Here is a 13,995-nt window from a genome sequence, read left to right on the forward strand (position 1 = left end):
AGGGATCAAATCGACAGCAGGGCCATGAGGGCGATCAGGCTGAACAACGCGGCGAAGCCATAGACGCCGCGGGCCACCAGCGCGTCATTCCGGATCCCGAAATCGTGGGCGGTGATCCGCAGTCGGTGAGCGGCGTGCCACAGCGCAAGGACAATGATCCCGAACAGCACGATCTTGACGAGCGGGTTGCCGACGATCTCGCTCATGCGCTCGTACGACGCCTCGCCCGACCCGAACAGGCCCAGCGGCAGCAGGAACCCGGTGATCAGGATCATGACGGGGATGACGAAGGCGGCAACGGTGCCGCCGGCGGCGAACAGGCCCCAGACGATGGGCTTGTTGGACTTGGCCATGGTCAGAGGACTCCCATCATCAGCAGGAAGACCAGCGAAACCACGCCCCAGATGATGTAGTGGGCGCTGATGATCGCCGGGCCGGGAACGAAGTCGTCACCCCTGGGAATGCGCATGGCCTTGGGCGTGACGTTGAACCAACTGATCGAGTGGTAACAGGCGAACCCGAGGGCCAGCAGGCTGAACAGAAGGCCCGACGGTGACGAGATCCCGTTGACGTAAACGGCCCACTCGCCCGGCCCCTGGGCCAGACGCACCAAGCCCACGGTCAGGCTGGCCGCGTACAGGCCAATGAACACGCAGGTGACCTCGCGCAGCATGTACCGGATGTAGCGGCGGTTGCGCATGTACCATGTGGTCCGGGGGACCTCGCGCACATAGGGGTTGCGGCTCATTTGCGCCTCCACGGCATCAGGTGCTCCAGATACCAGTCCACGGTGCTGGCGATCTTCATCTGCTGGATGGCCCCGGCGGGATCGACATCCTTGGGGCAGACCTCGGAACAGGCGCCCACGAACGAGCATTCCCACACACCCTCGTGGGCGGCGACGACCTCTTGGCGTTGCGGGCGGCCGTGGTCACGCGAATCGAGGTTGTAGCGATGCGTGAGCGCCAGGGCGGCGGGACCGATGAAATCGGGCGCGAGGGCGTACTGCGGACAGGCGGCGTAGCAGAGCATACAGTTAATGCACATCGAGTACTGCTGGTACTGATGGAGCTGCTTCGGTGTCTGCTTGTAGGTGCCGTCCTCGACCGTACGTTTTTTCTTGGGGATAACGTAGGGCTTCACCGCCTGCAGCTTGTCCATGAAGTCGTCCATGACGACCACCAGATCGCGCTCGATCGGGAAATGGGTCAGCGGCTCGACGCGGATGCTTCCACCGTTGGGGAAATCACGCACGAACGCCTTGCACGACAGCATGGGCTCGCCGTTGATCATCATGCCGCAGCTGCCGCACACGGCCATGTGGCAGGACCACCGGTAGCTGAGCGTGCCGTCGAGGTTGTCCTTAATGTAGTTGAGGGCGTCCAGCACCACCCATTCTTCCTCGCACGGCACGCAATAGGCCTGGAAGCGGGGCTCGGACTCCGTTTCCGGATCGTAGCGGAGAATCTCGAACGTGATCTGCCGTTGGCTCATGACTTCGCTCCCGAGTAGTCGCGCACCCCGGGACGGGATTTGGTGATGACGACGTCCAGATAGTCGATGCGCGGCGCGTCCTCGCCCTGGTAATGGGCCATCGAGTGCTTGAGGTAGGTGTCGTCGTTGCGCTCCACATAGTCGAGACGCTGGTGCGAGCCGCGCGATTCCTTGCGGGCCAGGGCGCTGACGGCGACCGCCTGGGCCACGTCCAGCATGTTGTCGAGTTCCAGCAGTTGCGTGAATTCGGTGTTGAAGACCTTGCTCTTGTCCCGCAGGGCGATGCCGGACCGCCGGCTGCGCAGGTCGGCCAGGGTGTTGACCGTGTCGGTCAGCATGGCTTCGTCGCGGTAGATGCCGGCGCCTGTCTCCATGGTGTGGGTCATGGCGTTGCGAATGGCGGTCATGGTTTCCGCGCCCTCGGTCCGCTCGAACAGCGCCCGCACGCGGGCCTCGGCGGCGCTGGCCTGTTGGTCGGCGGCGGCCCTGTCCGTCTTGGGCGCGGCGGAGCGCACGTATTCGGCCGCGCTTTCGGCGGCGCGCTTGCCGAACACCAACAGTTCCGTCAGCGAGTTGGAGCCCAGGCGGTTGGCGCCGTTGATGCTGACACAGGCGCATTCGCCGGCGGCGAACAGGCCGGGCAGGGGGGTGGCGGCGTTGATGTCGGTGTGGATGCCGCCCATCATGTAGTGCACCACGGGGCGGATGGGTACCGCCTCCTTGACGATGTCCACGCTGGCGTAGGCGTGCGCCAGCTCCTGGACGAAGGGCAGGCGCTCGTGGATTTTCTTCTCGCCCAGGTGCGTCATGTCCAGGAGGACACAGTCGCCCCATTTGGTGGGAACCGTGTTGCCCTTTTGCTGTTCATGCCAGAAGGCTTGGCTGAGGCGGTCACGCGGCCCCAGTTCCATGGTCTTCAGGACGGTCTCGCCGAGAGGCGTCTCCGGTCCCATGCCGTAGTCCTGCAGGTAGCGGTAGCCGTCCTTGTTGCGCAGGACGCCGCCCTCGCCACGGCACCCCTCGGTCAGCAGGATGCCCGTCGCCGGCAGGCCGGTGGGGTGGTACTGCACGAACTCCATGTCCTTCAGCGGCACGCCGGCGCGATAGGCCAGGGCCATGCCGTCACCGGTCTTGATGGCGCCGTTGGTGGTGAAGGGGAAGATTCGGCCTCCGCCGCCGGTGCACAGGATCACCGCCGGGGCCAGGAACTGCTTCATCTCGCCCGAGCGCATCTCGACGGCGCAACAGCCCTGGACCTTGCCGTCGACCACCAGCAGGTCGGTGGTGAAGACCTCGTCAAAGCGACGGATGGACTCGAACTGCAACGACGTCTGGAACAGGGTGTGCAGAAGGTGAAAGCCGGTCTTGTCGGCGGCGTACCAGGTGCGCTTGATCTTCATGCCACCGAACGGGCGAACACTGACCCGACCGTCCTTGTCCCGACTCCAGGGGCAGCCCCAGTGGTCCAGGCGGGTCAGTTCCTTGGGGGCCTCGTTGATGAAAAAATCCACCGCGTCCTGGTCGCACAGCCAGTCGCCGCCGCCGACGGTGTCGTTGAAATGCAGGTCCATGCTGTCGTCGGCTCCGGCCACGCCGGCCGCGCCGCCCTCGGCCGCGCAGGTGTGGCTGCGCATCGGATAGACCTTCGACAGCAGGGAGACGCGCAGTCCAGGGTCGGCCTCGGCCAGGGCGATGGCGGCACGCAACCCCGCACCGCCGGCGCCGACGATGACGACATCGGACTCGATGGTTTCCATGAGGTGGGCTCCACGGTCTGCGATCCGGATGGTCGGAACCGGACCTGTTCTTGAACGATGAGGGGTCTTGAACGACGGGGGTCAAACGCTAACAGATCGGGGCGCCGGCGTGTACGCCGGATGTGATGTCCGCCCTGTGAAAGTTCGAGGGTCCACCCTCAGGGATTCCCGTGGGGCTCCGGCTTGTCCGCGTCATTGACCGGCGCGCGCCGCCGCGAAACGTCGCGGATCGACCAGCCGACGGCGACCAATCCGGCAAGCCCCACGGCGGCGATCGCCAGCGTTGGGGCGCCCAGGGATGTCCGCGCCGCCTGCTCCAGGCCGGCGCCGATGGTGCTGACGACGAGGATCAAGGGAACGATGCCGAGGATCGTGCCGAGCAGATAGGGACGCCAGGCGAGGCCGGTGGCCCCGCAGACGATGTTGACCACGCCATACACAAGGATCGGCACGACGCGCGCGACGATCACGGCCTTCAGACTGTGCTGGCGGATGGCGCGCACGGCCCGGCGCACCTGAGGATGACGGTCCATGAGACGGCGCAGGCCATCGCGGCCCAGGGCGCGGCCCACCTGACAGCCGATCGCCGCGCTGATCAGCGCGGCGATGGAGCTGTAGAGGCTGCCGTGCACCGGTCCGAACACCAGCGCCATGGCCAGCGTCAGCGGGATGAGGGGGGCCATCAGCAGCATCGCCGCGGCCATCAGGGCGATGGCGGCGGCTGGGGCGTAGGGCCATGCGCCCAGAGCGTCACGCCAAGCAAGCAGGGTGTCAGGCGAGACGGCTTCCGCGAGTGGCGTCAGCCGCCACACAAGCACACCGGCGCCGAGCAAGCTCGCCAGAAAAGCGGCGCGCGCCCAAGGTACCCGCCGGGGGCCGGCGGACCGTACCTCTCGGAGGGCCTCTCGGAGGCGCGGCTCCCCGCTTTCCGGCGGCGGCTGGGGTGTCGGGCACTCAGGATCCAGATGCGACATGGCGGTAGGGTATCGCCACGCGCATCCCGATCCCAGTGATCATTCCGCGACCAGCGCCGCGACCCGGGTGGCGATCTCGGCCGGCCGGCGCCACCGCGCGCGTCGATCAGGCCACCCGCAGGCAAGCCCCCGCCACACCGTCCCGCCGTTCGACCTCGTCGAGCATGGCGATCGACGGACGCGGCGCCGGCAGCGACGCACCGCCGCGTGCCAGGGCATTCAGCGCCTTGGAGGCTTCGTTGACGGCATCGTCCACGGTCGGGCCGACGGCGCCGCAATTCCGAACGCCGACAACGTCGGCATGATAGCCGTCCGCATGATGCGAAACGACGACAATATGACCTTTCATGACGGAAGTCCTCCATCAAGTATTGAATGGGAAAAAGCGAGGGGGCGGTCTGGAAATCGTGGGGGCCCCCGAGCCTCGTCGCGTGTCCAGGGCACGTCCGGGCGGCGCTCAACCTGCGTCGCCTCAACACCGCTGGGTCTGGGTCCTGCCCGGTGTCCGGATGGTTCGTCCGAACGGGGACGCGCGACATCGAGACGGGATAATACGGATCCGACGGGAAAACGCAACCCCCTAAAGAGAAAAAAATGTGACATTGATGAATGAAAATGATTTTATTGAAGGTCATAACCGATAGGCTGTCAGGCGAAATAAATTTTATTTCCAATTATTCACTTTTCATAGCCCGCGTGATGTTGTGACAACAGGGTTGACAATTTCCCGTGGTGAGGTATTCTCTTGGCCAACGAGGGGAGATCGACCGGCCCGATCTCCGTCAGCCGCCCACCGGGTGGCATCGTCGTTGGCGGTTGGGGCAACCCGATCGCTTCACCTGAACTCCCAGGGAGCGTGGTCGTTTCCGTACGAACACTCACCGAGCCGGTGTTTCTCAGGATCATGACTGTTCCGGAACCGGATGACGCGCCGCGCATCCGGCGTGACACGCACCCTAGCCATTCGCCCGAGGGAACGATGACCGAAGCATCAATCTCCTCCATCCGGACGAAGACTGCCGCCCGCCCGGTCCCACAGCCGCCGCAGACCGGTGGCGTTCACATGCGCCATCCGACCGCCGAGGACGGATCGGCCATCTGGACCCTGGCCCGCGATAGCGGCAAGCTGGACCTGAACTCGCCCTATGCCTATCTGATGATGGGACATTTTTTCCCGCAGACCTGCATCATCGCGGAAAAGGACGACGAGCCGGTGGGCTCCGTCATCGGCTTCGCGCCGCCGGCGCGCCCGAACGCGCTGTTCGTCTGGCAGGTCGCCGTGTCCGAAACGGTGCGGGGGCAGGGTCTGGCCTCGCGCATGATCGAGCATCTGCTGTGGACGGCGCCGCTGGACGGCCAGGCCCGCTGGCTGGAAGCCTCGGTCACGCCGTCCAACGAACCGTCCGCGCGGCTGTTCAAGGGCATCGCGCGCCGCCACGGCGTCTCCTGCGAGATCGCGCCCCTGTTCGAAGAAGACGCGTTCCCGCCGCCGCACGAGGCGCAGGCCAGTTTCGAGCCGGAACACCTGTTCCGCATCGGTCCGTTGCGGCAGGCGAAGGCGGCGTAACGCGCTCCGCCTGCCCCAGCGAACAACCTCTTCCAGTCCCAAGAAACGGAACCGCTTCATGACCTCCGCATCCCTGGATGTCTTCGATCGCCACGAGTCCGCCGTCCGCAGTTATGTCCGGTCCTTCCCGGACGTGTTCACTACCGCCAAGGGGCACCTGGTCCAGGGCGAGAGCGGCCGGTCCTACATCGATTTCTTCGCCGGGGCCGGCGCGCTCAACTACGGCCACAACGATGACGCCATGAAGGCGGCGCTGATCGAGTACATCGCCGGGGACGGCATTGCCCACGCGCTCGACATGGGCACCACCGCCAAGGCCCGCTTCCTGGAACGCTTCCACGAGGTGATCCTGGCCCCGCGCGGCCTGGAGCATAAGGTCCTGTTCCCGGGGCCGACCGGCACCAACGCCGTCGAGGCCGCCCTGAAACTGGCCCGCAAGGTCACGGGGCGCGAAAAGATCGTCAGCTTCACCAACGCCTTCCACGGCATGACCCTGGGCTCGCTGGCGGTCACGGGCAACAGCTTCAAGCGTGGCGGTGCCGGCCTGCCGCTCGACAACACGGTCTTCATGCCGTTCGCCGATTTCCTGGAGGAAGGCTTCGACAGCCTGTCCTACCTGGAACGGATGCTGGAACACGGCGGCTCCGGCATGGACCTGCCGGCCGGCGTGATCGTCGAGACGGTGCAGGGCGAGGGCGGCATCAACGCTGCCTCCTTCGGCTGGCTGAAGCGCCTGAACGACCTGTGCGCCCGCTGGGACCTGCCGCTGATCGTGGACGACATCCAGGCGGGCTGTGGCCGAACCGGGCCGTTCTTCAGCTTCGAGCCGGCCGGCATCAAGCCGGACATCGTCTGCCTGTCCAAGTCCATCAGCGGCTACGGCCTGCCGATGGCGCTGGTTCTGGTGCGTCCTGACATGGATTTGTTCGGTCCGGGCGAACACAACGGCACCTTCCGGGGCAACTCAACGGCTTTCGTCACCGCGACCGAGTCCTTGCGCTTCTGGACCGACGATACCCTGACCCGCGAGGTGTTGCGCAAGGGCGAGATCGTGCAAGAGGCCCTGACCGCGATGGCGGACAAGCACCCGGAACTGAAGCCGCAGGTGCGAGGCCGTGGCCTGATGTGCGGCATCGCCCTGGATGTCCCGGGCGCGGCCTCGGCCGTGTGCGCGCACGCGTTCGAGAACGGGGTCATCATGGAAACCTCCGGGCCGGACTCCGAGGTCGCCAAGCTGCTGCCGCCGCTGACCATCCCGGAGGACGCCCTGCGCGAGGGCCTGGACATCATGGCCCGCGCCGTTGACGCCGTGGCCGCCCGCGTCGCCAACAACACCGTCGCGGCCGCCTGATCCGGCTCAGCCCCGATCCCTGCGTATCCCTGCCCGCGTCCCGTTTCTGGCGGCGGGCAGGGATAATTGTGTCTGAGAACAACACCTTACAGAAGAGAGTTAATCCATGATCGTAAAGAAGCTCGATGACCTCGCGGGCACCGACGCCGAAGTGGATGGCGGCAACTGGGTCAGCCGCCGGTTCCTGCTGCGCAAGGACGGCATGGGCTTTTCCATGCACGACACAATCATCCGCGCCGGCACCGAGACCTACATCCACTACGCCAATCACTTGGAAGCGGTGTATTGCGTCGAGGGGGACGGCGAGATCGAGGACCTGGAGACCGGCATCGTCCATCCCCTCAAGGACGGCACGCTGTATGCGCTGAACGGCCACGAGCGGCACAAGCTGCGCGGCGGATCCCGCGACATGCGGATGGTCTGTGTCTTCAACCCGCCGCTGACCGGCCGCGAGGTGCATGACGAGAACGGCGTCTATCCGCTTTTGACCGAGGCGTGACCGGGTTCTGGCGCCGTCAGTGCGGCGGCGCCAGGATGTCGTCGGTGCTCTCGGCGTCGAAGAGCCGCTTTTCCCACGTTGCGAGCGTGGCCTCGTCGGCGGACAGGATACGGGCGCGATCGTGCTCCGGCAGGGGACCGAATCGGTGTTCGATCAACCGGATGAGCATTCTGGCCTGGCCTTCGGCGAGGCCTTCCTCCCGCCACTTGCGCTTCCATTCCTCGCCCAGGGTCGCCAGCATGGTTCGTACCTCCATCAGGTCGTCGGGCATGGGGCCGGGCAGGCCAACGCCCGTCATGGCCTGCCCCAGCATCTCGGTGAACAGCCGCCGCAGGTCGGCGTAGTCCGGATGCCGCCGGAACCAGGCGATGACGCCTTCGGTCAGGCGCGCGAAATCACGTGGCTCCGGCGACCGTTCCAGACGCACCAGCAGGGACGCCAGCGACTCCCGACCGACCAGATCGTCCTCGGGCATCCGGCCCATGTCCAGAAGATGATAGCGGATTCGGGGCTGCCAAGGTCACAACCGCGAGCCTTCCGGCAGGCCGATCAGGCCCGTGGTGTCGGTCGGCGCCGTCCATGGGCGGGCGCCGTTGTAGAGCACCATCAGCAGCACAGGAGGCAGGGGGGCACCGAGCCTCAACCGGTGTTCGGCGATAATGTGCTGCCAAAGGAGGCCTTCGTAGACCTGGGCGCGCACCGCCATCCACCAGTCCGGCGTCGACTGGAACTCCAGCAGCAGGTAAAGGTAGACGTCCGGCCCGGTCTGGGTCGGCAGGCGCCAGATGACGTCACCGTCCCGGCGGGTGCCGACGCGATGGCCGTGGAACTTGGCCGAGACCCGCGCCATCCGGGCGAAATCCAGCCCCACGGCCATGGCATCGGGCACGAAATCGCGCACCAGTTGCTCGACCATCAGCGGGTGCGAGAACAGACGGTGATAGAGCGTGTCGGCGTCGGTTATCGTTCGATGGACGTTGGGTCAGGCATCTTTCAGCCCCTCCAGCCAGGCGCGCAGGGCGGCGGCGTGGGTGGGGAGATTCCGTTCAAGACCCCGCGCCAGTTCCTCGTTGTAGGTGTGGGAGGCCAGATTGCGGTCATCGACCATGGTGAGGGTGGATTCACCCGTTGGCTCATCAAGAATGCCGGCGGTGACGCACGAACGGATGGCCGCGCGCGGCGTGTTGGCGATGACTCCGTGGCGCTCCCGCAACACGGCCTGGGCAGCTTTCCAGGTGGCCTCGAACGAATACACGAACCGGAGTATACAGACGTCGCGGCGTTCCACGGCGGGCAGGGCATCGTTGTCCAGCGCCGCGAACAGCGTCGCCTACGCCTTTCCCGCCAGACCGAGGCGTTCCGTCACTCTGTCCACGGGAGACCCTCCCTGAACACACGACCGCGAAAATCATCCGATGTCCTGCGCAGGTCCACAACGTCGCAAACCCAGGGGACGTTGGTGTCCTCCAGCGCCTCGCGAAGGTCGCCGATGATCAGGGACGACATCTCCGGCGGGGCGTCGATGGCGATGTCCACGTCGCTGCCGGGATATGCCGTGCCGGTCGCCCGGGACCCGAACAGCCACGCCCGCGCGCCCGTGCCGGCCAACGCCTTGCGCACCACCGCGCGCAACGTGGCGAGGTAGCGGGCGTGGCGGTCGGGCTCCGTTTCCTGATCCAGCGTGGTCATGGCGGCGGGCCGCATCAGTGCCCCGGTCAGTGCGGCGGCGCCAGGATATCGTCGATACTCTGGGCGTCGAACAGCCGTTTTTCCCACGTTGCGAGCGTGGCCTCGTCGACGGAAAGAATTCGGGCGCACCGGTCATCCGAAAGCGGGCCGAAGCGGTGCTCGAGCAACCGCATGAGCATCTGCCTCTGCCCCTCGGATCGCCCCTTCGTTTCGCCTTCAGCCTTGCCTTCAGCCAAGGCTTCGGCTCGCCACTTGCGCTTCGACTCCTCGATCAGAATCTCCAGCATGGTTCGCATCTCCATCAGGTCGCGGGGCACCGGCCCCGGCAGACCACCGCCCGCCATCGCCTGACCGATCAGTTCGGTGAACAGCCGCCGCAGGTCCGTATAGTCCGGATGTGTCCGGAACCAGCCGACGACGGCGTCGATCACCTGTTTCAGGGCCTCGAGCTCGTGCGGGCGTTCCAACTGAACCAAAAGAGACGTCAGCGAATCCCGACCGGTCAACGCATCCTCGGGCATCCGGCCCATGTCCAGAAGATGATAGCGGATTCTCGGCTGCCAAGGCCACAATGGTGAGTCTTCCGGCAGGCCGATCAGGCCCGTGGTGTCGGTCGGTGCCGCCCATGGCCGGGCGCCGTTGTAGAGCACCATCAGAAAAACCGGCGGCAGCGGGTCCCCTGGGCTCAGGCGGTGTTCGGCGATCACGTGCTGCCACAGCAGGCCCTCGTAGACCTGGGCGCGCACCGCCATCCACCAGTCCGGCGTCGACTGGAACTCCAGCAGCAGGTAGAGGTAGACGTCCGGCCCATTCAGTATAAACATTACCTATTTAAGTCACTTAAGACTACAGAGCCCATATCAACGTTTGCTGTGTAGCATTTCACGGTTGGATTTATAGAGTTAACAAAAGACGCGAGGTGTTCTTTTTCACAATTCGGACTATGCCAGCCAAATATTAAAGAGCGGACGCGTGATTTTTCTATCGATCTTGTATATATCTCGCTTCTATCCGGTAATGTAGTTGTTTCACATAGATTTAATGGCTGTATTATTCTTCTCTCTCTTTCATAACTCCAGTCTGGATATTTGGCGAGAAAGATGGATTTGTAAGATTGTGGATCAAAAGTTACGCCTGAAATATGCCGATCATAAGTCACAGGAAGAAGTTCACCGATCAATCCGGTATCGTCTTTAGGGAAAGCGTCAGCCAAACCAGCAAACTCTACTACATACCCCTTTGCATTGTTTGAGTAGTGTGCCCACATCGGCAAGCAGTCGTATGTCCGGCTAGCGCAGAACAAGCCAATCTTGTTTCTAAAATTCTCTGCGGTAATGCCTATTTTTTTGATCATGTATTCAATATTATCATATATGTGATACTGTAATATGTTATCCGCCTGTATTGTGTCCGACGGCGCAGAAATAACAACTTCCTTTGGGCTCAGGAGGCTCATTAGTTTTTCGGCTTGGCGTAACGCCACGATATCTTCTTGGCTATGCCCTCTTTGACGTAGTGCGTTCAAGCTTTCTTTGAGCTCTTGTTTGTCAACGGTAGGCAGTAGCTCAGAAGGATCATTCAAATCCCTAATTCTCGTAAATTTTAGCCTGCCACACAGTAAGTGTTCCACAGCCGATACGCCCGAAACGAACTTAAAAACAGAGCCGCCACTGCAATTCGTATTGTCATTTTGCGTCATTCTAGCCTTCTCCTTTCTTAACTAAACAAAAATCATGCACTTAAACGTCTTGCAGACTCTTAATGGTGAAAAGATCAAGCCTTTTCTTTGTCACTACGCCGGCCGTCGCTTCCGTGCCGCCGCCTCCAGCAAATGCCCCTTCAGGTACTGCCCGGTGTAGCTGTCCCGCGCCTCGGCGACCTCTTCGGGCGTGCCCTCGGCCACCAGCCGGCCGCCGCCGGAGCCACCCTCCGGCCCCAGGTCGATGATGTGGTCGGCGGTCTTGATGACCTCCAGGTTGTGTTCGATCACCAGCACCGTGTTGCCCTGGTCGACGATGTGGTGCAACACCTCCAGCAACTTGCGCACGTCCTCGAAATGCAGGCCGGTGGTCGGCTCGTCGAGAATGTAGAGCGTGCGCCCCGTCGCCCGCCGCGACAATTCCTTCGACAGCTTGACCCGCTGCGCCTCGCCGCCGGACAAGGTGGTCGCCTGCTGCCCCAGGTGGATGTAGCCCAGGCCCACCCGCTGCAACAGCGCCATCTTGTCCCGGATGATGGGCACGGCCTTGAAGAAATCTTCCGCCTCCTCAACGGTCATGTCGAGGACGTCGGCGATGGACTTGCCCCGGAACAGCACCTCCAGCGTCTCCCGATTGTACCGCTTGCCCTTGCAGACGTCGCAGGTGACGTAGACGTCCGGCAGAAAGTGCATCTCGATCTTGATGACGCCGTCGCCCTGGCAGGCCTCGCAGCGCCCGCCCTTGACGTTGAACGAGAACCGCCCCGGCTTGTAGCCGCGCGCCTTGGCCTCCGGCAGGTTGGCGAACCAGTCGCGGATGGGCGTGAAGGCGCCGGTGTACGTGGCCGGGTTGGAGCGCGGCGTGCGGCCGATGGGCGACTGGTCGATGTCGACGATCTTGTCGATATGGTCGACGCCGCGAATGGCCGCGTGCGCGCCGGCCAGCTCGCGGGCGCCGTGAAGCTGGCGCGCCAAAGCCTTGTAAAGCGTCTCGATCACCAGACTCGACTTGCCGCCGCCGGACACCCCGGTCACACAGGTGAAGGTGCCCAGCGGGATGTCCACCGACAGATCCTGAAGGTTGTTGGCGCGCGCGCCCTCGACGCGTAGCACCTTGCCGTTGCCGGGCCGGCGCGCCTCCGGCACCGGCACGACGCGGCGGCCGGTCAGGTACTGGCCGGTCAGGCTGGCGGGATTGGCCATCACCTCATCCGGCGTGCCCTCGGCCACCACCCGGCCGCCGTGGACGCCGGCCCCGGGTCCCATGTCCACCAGATAATCGGCGGCGCGGATGGCGTCCTCGTCGTGCTCGACCACGATCACGGTGTTGCCCAGGTCGCGCAGCCGCTTCAGGGTCGTCAGCAGGCGGTCGTTGTCGCGCTGGTGCAGGCCGATGGACGGTTCGTCCAGCACATAGAGCACGCCGGTCAGGCCGGATCCGATCTGGCTGGCGAGCCGGATACGCTGGCTTTCGCCGCCGGACAGCGTGCCCGATGTGCGCGACAGGGTCAGATAGGTCAGGCCCACGCTGGTCAGGAACCCCAGCCGCTCGGTGATCTCGCGCAGGATGCGGTGGGCGATCTCGCGGTCCTTGGGGCGCAGGCGCTCCTCCAGGCCCGAGAACCAGTCCAGGGCCGCGCTGATGGACAGGTCGGAGATCTCACCGATGTGGCGGCCGTCGATCTTGACCGCCAGCGCCTCGGGCTTCAGGCGGAACCCGTTACAGGCCTCGCAGGAGTGGGAGGCCTGATAGCGCGACAACTCGTCGCGCATCCCCTGGGACTCCGTCTCGCGCCAACGCCGGGCGATGTTGGGAATCACGCCCTCGAACGGTTTTTCGGTGCGATAGGAGCGGCTGCCGTCGTCGAAGTGCAACGCGATGATCTCGTCGCCCGAGCCGTGCAGGATGGCCTCGCGCGCCCGCTCCGGCATGTCCTGCCAGGGCGTGTCCATGTCGCTGCCGAAGTGGGCCGCCACACTGGCCAACGCCTGGGCGTAGTAGGGCGAGGGCTGACCATACGACGACCACGGCGCCACGGTGCCGTCGCGCAGGGTCTTGTCGGGGTTGGGCACGACGAGGTCGGGATCGAAGTACAGCTTGACCCCCAGACCGTCGCAGGCCGGGCAGGCGCCGAACGGGTTGTTGAAGGAGAACAGGCGCGGCTCGATCTCCTCGATGGTGAAGCCGGAGACCGGGCAGGCGAACTTGGCGGAAAAGACCGTCTCCTCGCCCGTGGAAGCGTTCTCGGCGATCAGCAGGCCATCGGACAGGCCCAGGGCGGTTTCCACCGAGTCGGCCAGGCGCGTCTCCAGGCCCGGCTTGACGATCACCCGGTCCACCACGACGGCGATGTCATGCTTGCGCTTCTTGTCCAGGGCCGGCACGTCGGCGATGTCGTGGACCTCGCCGTCCACCTTCACCCGCTGAAACCCGCGCTTGCGCAGGTCCGCCAATTCTTTCCGGAACTCCCCCTTTCGACCGCGCGCGATGGGGGCAAGCAGGTACAGCCGTGTCCCTTCGTCCATGGCCGCAATGGCGTCCACCATCTGGCTGACGGTCTGGCTTTCGATGGGCAGACCGGTGGCTGGCGAGTGCGGCACGCCGACCCGCGCCCACAGCAGGCGCATGTAGTCATGGATCTCGGTGACCGTGCCGACGGTGGAGCGCGGATTGCGGCTGGTGGTCTTCTGCTCGATGGAGATGGCCGGCGAAAGGCCCTCGATGGACTCCACGTCGGGCTTCTGCATCAACTGCAGGAACTGCCGCGCGTAGGCCGACAGGGATTCGACATAGCGCCGCTGGCCCTCGGCATAGATGGTGTCGAACGCCAGCGACGACTTGCCCGACCCGGACAGCCCCGTGATCACCACCAGCCGGTCGCGGGGCAGGGTGACATCGATGCCCTTCAGATTGTGCTCGCGCGCGCCGATGACGCGGATGTCCTGGGTCATGGTCTTCCATGGG

The 13,995-nt window shown here is 64.6% G+C and carries 16 protein-coding genes; 3 read left to right on the plus strand and 13 right to left on the minus strand.

Annotated features, from left to right (window positions below; genetic code table 11):
• Positions 1-5: 5 nt before the first annotated feature.
• The 6 genes from frdD to Q0309_RS16030 form a co-directional block, all read right to left on the minus strand.
• Entirely contained in the window at positions 6-353 is a 348-nt protein-coding gene (gene frdD, locus Q0309_RS16005; protein ID WP_299443461.1) for a fumarate reductase subunit FrdD, read from the minus strand.
• 2 nt (positions 354-355) lie between these two features.
• Positions 356-748 carry a hypothetical protein gene (locus tag Q0309_RS16010; RefSeq protein ID WP_299443464.1) on the minus strand — a complete coding sequence of 131 codons (393 nt, stop codon included), beginning with the start codon at positions 746-748 and terminating at the stop codon, positions 356-358.
• Positions 745-1,494: a succinate dehydrogenase/fumarate reductase iron-sulfur subunit gene (locus tag Q0309_RS16015; RefSeq protein ID WP_299443467.1), complete on the minus strand. Its 750-nt coding sequence runs from the start codon at positions 1,492-1,494 to the stop codon at positions 745-747. The genes Q0309_RS16010 and Q0309_RS16015 overlap by 4 nt, the downstream gene beginning before the upstream one ends.
• Positions 1,491-3,251 carry a fumarate reductase (quinol) flavoprotein subunit gene (gene frdA, locus Q0309_RS16020; protein WP_299443470.1) on the minus strand — a complete coding sequence of 587 codons (1,761 nt, stop codon included), beginning with the start codon at positions 3,249-3,251 and terminating at the stop codon, positions 1,491-1,493. Before frdA ends, Q0309_RS16015 begins: the two co-directional genes overlap by 4 nt.
• 158 nt (positions 3,252-3,409) lie before the next feature.
• Positions 3,410-4,069, minus strand: a complete 660-nt coding sequence (locus Q0309_RS16025) for a VTT domain-containing protein (protein WP_299443473.1) — start codon at positions 4,067-4,069, stop codon at positions 3,410-3,412.
• Positions 4,070-4,331: 262 nt separating this feature from the next.
• On the minus strand, positions 4,332-4,574 hold the full coding sequence (locus tag Q0309_RS16030; protein ID WP_299443476.1) for a hypothetical protein: 243 nt from the start codon (positions 4,572-4,574) through the stop codon (positions 4,332-4,334).
• Between the two features lie 714 nt (positions 4,575-5,288).
• Here Q0309_RS16030 and ectA point away from each other — a divergent pair.
• The 3 genes from ectA (at position 5,289) to Q0309_RS16045 (ending at position 7,642) form a co-directional block, all read left to right on the plus strand.
• Positions 5,289-5,792 (plus strand): diaminobutyrate acetyltransferase, encoded by a 504-nt coding sequence (ectA, locus tag Q0309_RS16035; RefSeq protein WP_299443479.1) that lies wholly within the window; start codon positions 5,289-5,291, stop codon positions 5,790-5,792.
• A gap of 58 nt (positions 5,793-5,850) precedes the next feature.
• Positions 5,851-7,143, plus strand: a complete 1,293-nt coding sequence (gene ectB / locus Q0309_RS16040; protein WP_299443482.1) for a diaminobutyrate--2-oxoglutarate transaminase — start codon at positions 5,851-5,853, stop codon at positions 7,141-7,143.
• Positions 7,144-7,249: 106 nt separating this feature from the next.
• Positions 7,250-7,642: an ectoine synthase gene (locus tag Q0309_RS16045; RefSeq protein ID WP_299443485.1), complete on the plus strand. Its 393-nt coding sequence runs from the start codon at positions 7,250-7,252 to the stop codon at positions 7,640-7,642.
• Between the two features lie 16 nt (positions 7,643-7,658).
• Here Q0309_RS16045 and Q0309_RS16050 read toward each other — a convergent pair whose 3' ends face one another.
• The 7 genes from Q0309_RS16050 to uvrA form a co-directional block, all read right to left on the minus strand.
• Positions 7,659-8,117, minus strand: coding sequence for a hypothetical protein (locus Q0309_RS16050; RefSeq protein ID WP_299443488.1), 459 nt, complete (start codon positions 8,115-8,117; stop codon positions 7,659-7,661).
• Between the two features lie 45 nt (positions 8,118-8,162).
• Entirely contained in the window at positions 8,163-8,606 is a 444-nt protein-coding gene (locus Q0309_RS16055; RefSeq protein ID WP_299443812.1) for an Rpn family recombination-promoting nuclease/putative transposase, read from the minus strand.
• An 18-nt stretch (positions 8,607-8,624) separates the two neighbouring features.
• Positions 8,625-8,930 carry a nucleotidyltransferase substrate binding protein gene (locus tag Q0309_RS16060; RefSeq protein WP_299443491.1) on the minus strand — a complete coding sequence of 102 codons (306 nt, stop codon included), beginning with the start codon at positions 8,928-8,930 and terminating at the stop codon, positions 8,625-8,627.
• Between the two features lie 74 nt (positions 8,931-9,004).
• Positions 9,005-9,331, minus strand: a complete 327-nt coding sequence (locus Q0309_RS16065; RefSeq protein WP_299443494.1) for a nucleotidyltransferase family protein — start codon at positions 9,329-9,331, stop codon at positions 9,005-9,007.
• A 26-nt stretch (positions 9,332-9,357) separates the two neighbouring features.
• Complete coding sequence (locus Q0309_RS16070; protein WP_299443497.1) at positions 9,358-10,155, minus strand: Rpn family recombination-promoting nuclease/putative transposase; 798 nt, start codon at positions 10,153-10,155, stop codon at positions 9,358-9,360.
• A complete protein-coding gene (locus tag Q0309_RS16075; protein WP_299443500.1) occupies positions 10,155-11,030 on the minus strand; it encodes a DUF2971 domain-containing protein in 876 nt (291 codons plus the stop codon). Before Q0309_RS16075 ends, Q0309_RS16070 begins: the two co-directional genes overlap by 1 nt.
• A 93-nt stretch (positions 11,031-11,123) precedes the next feature.
• Positions 11,124-13,982 (minus strand): excinuclease ABC subunit UvrA, encoded by a 2,859-nt coding sequence (gene uvrA / locus Q0309_RS16080; RefSeq protein ID WP_299443503.1) that lies wholly within the window; start codon positions 13,980-13,982, stop codon positions 11,124-11,126.
• Between the last annotated feature and the right edge of the window lie 13 nt (positions 13,983-13,995).

This window comes from uncultured Rhodospira sp. (assembly GCF_937138205.1).
Classification (GTDB): Bacteria; Pseudomonadota; Alphaproteobacteria; order Rhodospirillales; family Rhodospirillaceae; genus Rhodospira.